This window comes from Lactococcus cremoris subsp. cremoris NBRC 100676 (assembly GCF_001591705.1).
Lineage (GTDB): Bacteria > Bacillota > Bacilli > Lactobacillales > Streptococcaceae > Lactococcus > Lactococcus cremoris.
In genome coordinates, this window is the sequence record NZ_BCVK01000106.1 from 1 (window position 1) to 2,280 (window position 2,280).

General features: G+C 30.8%; 3 protein-coding genes and 1 tRNA gene. All 4 read right to left on the bottom strand.

What is annotated here, in order from left to right; all coding sequences use genetic code 11:
* Positions 1-366: 366 nt before the first annotated feature.
* The 4 genes from LLA01S_RS11860 to LLA01S_RS11875 all read right to left on the bottom strand — a co-directional run bounded on the left by LLA01S_RS11860 (position 367) and on the right by LLA01S_RS11875 (position 1,551).
* Positions 367-567, bottom strand: coding sequence for a cold-shock protein (locus LLA01S_RS11860; protein WP_011669084.1), 201 nt, complete (start codon positions 565-567; stop codon positions 367-369).
* Positions 568-843: 276 nt separating this feature from the next.
* The gene (locus LLA01S_RS11865) at positions 844-1,044 is read right to left on the bottom strand and encodes a cold-shock protein (protein ID WP_003132324.1); all 201 of its coding nucleotides are present in this window, start codon (positions 1,042-1,044) and stop codon (positions 844-846) included.
* Positions 1,045-1,174: 130 nt separating this feature from the next.
* On the bottom strand, positions 1,175-1,375 hold the full coding sequence (locus LLA01S_RS11870) for a hypothetical protein (protein WP_014573531.1): 201 nt from the start codon (positions 1,373-1,375) through the stop codon (positions 1,175-1,177).
* A 102-nt stretch (positions 1,376-1,477) separates the two neighbouring features.
* Positions 1,478-1,551: transfer RNA gene (locus LLA01S_RS11875), tRNA-Met, on the bottom strand.
* Between the last annotated feature and the right edge of the window lie 729 nt (positions 1,552-2,280).

Below are 2,280 nucleotides of genomic sequence, written 5' to 3' on the forward strand. Positions count from 1 at the left end.
AATTTGCTGGCACTTATGTTTAAGGTACTCCATTAAACACATCTCTCTATTTTTGACCTTAAGACTATCTATACGGTATTATTAATTTGTATGTTTTAAATATTAACTTCTTAATCTATGAACATGCACCAAAAACTGCTTATCATTATGTGCTGTGATAGGTGGTTTTTTATATAAATCTTTTAAATATTAATTTTAATTAATAAACATTAAAAAAACCACTCTATATTAAAGTGCCCCTAATTTATGAATGGGAAGTGTGAGTTTCCTCTTGCTGGCTAAGTATATCATACTCTCTCATAATTGCAACTGAATATAAAAAAACTGAAGTCATGACTCCAGTTTTTGCACGATTTTCAGATACAATTATGCTTTTGTGATATTAACTGCTTGAGGTCCACGTTGACCTTCTTCAACATCAAATTCAACTTTTTGACCTTCATCAAGTGTTTTGAATCCATCAGATTGGATTGCTGAGAAGTGAGCGAACAAATCTTTACCTTCTTCTGAAGTGATAAAGCCAAATCCTTTATCTGCGTTAAACCATTTTACTGTTCCATTTGCCATAATATTTATTTCCTTTCGACAAAATTGTAAATCTCATTTTGCGAAAAGTGAATCTATAAAACATTTTACTCATGACAAAATTTACTTCTTCATAATAACACTAATTATAGTCAATGTCAAACTACTCTCCATTAATAAAATCCATGTCGTAGTGACATGGATTTTATGAACTGTAGGGAAAGCAACTAATCCTTCCCTCACTCAGTATAACATTTTAATTCGTTTTTGCAATAGCAATAAATAAAAAAGCAAAGGACACCCCATGCTTTAACTCATTTATCTTTTATGTACGTTTGAAGCATAACGTCCACGAGACGTCATTTTGATATCAAAAGTAACCTTTTGACCTTCATCGTATTTTTTAAAATCATTTCCTTGAATAGATAAGAGATAAGCAAACACATCTTGCATATCATCTGCCATAATAAAACCATAGCCTTTGTCAGCGTTAAACCAATTTATTGTTCCTTTATTCATGTAATACATCCTTTCGCATCATCTGTAAATCCTATTTTGCGAAAAAGTGCATTCCTAAAACATTTAAACTCGAGACAAAACCTACCTCTTAATAGTAACACCTATTCTTACCAAAGTCAAATTGGTCTATTTAAAACTTATTGATTTTCTTGTGATTCCCCAGATTTTCATGAGGATTTGCTTTAGCAAGTGTCAGGGTTTCTCTATCAACCACCCTGACATCATGGTTTTCTAATTCAACAACTAGTGCATACTTATAGAGATTAATATCTCCAGAAACGACTGTTGCTTGTTCCCCATTAGATAATGTAATTTTATCTCCTGTTTTCATTTTTCACTTCCATTCTAGGAGCTGCCTATTTCACGAAAAAATTTTTACTTAAGGGTGAGTTTTTTATAAGAAAAATAAGGGCTCCCTAAAGCCCTTAAAATATTGCGGGAATAGGATTTGAACCTATGACCTTCGGGTTATGAGCCCGACGAGCTACCTAACTGCTCCATCCCACTTCGCAAGTGTAACACTAATATCAGTTAAAGTCAATTTAACATTAGGATTCATAAATTATTTAAAAAATGTGTTACCTTATCCGAACATTAAGTTATTTCTTACATTAGTAAAGCTATCACTAGATATATCACTAAAATACTTACTACAAACCCAAAAAACAGTAGGCCTATGATCGCCTTTTTTTCTTTATTTTTATTCGTTAGATGCTCCATACTCTTATTATCAAACTGATTTTTGTTTATAGTTACACATTATTTAAAAAAGCTACCCCCATTTGAGTAGCTAATGATGAAGGTGTGGTGCTTTCGCTAAACCACCCATGAGCTAAGTATATCACTTTAATTCGAAATTACAATATCAACCAAAAAAATAGAAACCAATTTTGGCTTCTATTCCACAACAGATACTGTAATCTCATAAAATTAAGTATAGCACCTTGTTAAGCTCAATACTGATTATTAGTTTATAAAGAGAAAAACATATAGCTTAAAAGCATCAAACAAACTTAACATAATAAAAAGTCATTAATTCAATTCTTAATGACTCTTTAATTTATTTTTTGTGCAAATCTTCCAAAATAATATGCTTAGTTCCTTAACTTTATAAACTCAAAAATTCAATGAGATTAAATCGTAGCTATGATTTTATACCATAATTGCCCCAAATTTGTCCCAATTTATTTTTCAATTTAAGAGGTTTTCTATGAAACAGGTTTATAAAGGCTTATA

Bases quoted from the DNA above. Each gene is read 5' to 3' on its own strand.
- LLA01S_RS11870 (WP_014573531.1), bottom strand. From the start codon at position 1,375: ATGAAAACAGGAGATAAAATTACATTATCTAATGGGGAACAAGCAACA.
- LLA01S_RS11865 (WP_003132324.1), bottom strand. From the start codon at position 1,044: ATGAATAAAGGAACAATAAATTGGTTTAACGCTGACAAAGGCTATGGT.
- LLA01S_RS11860 (WP_011669084.1), bottom strand. From the start codon at position 567: ATGGCAAATGGAACAGTAAAATGGTTTAACGCAGATAAAGGATTTGGC.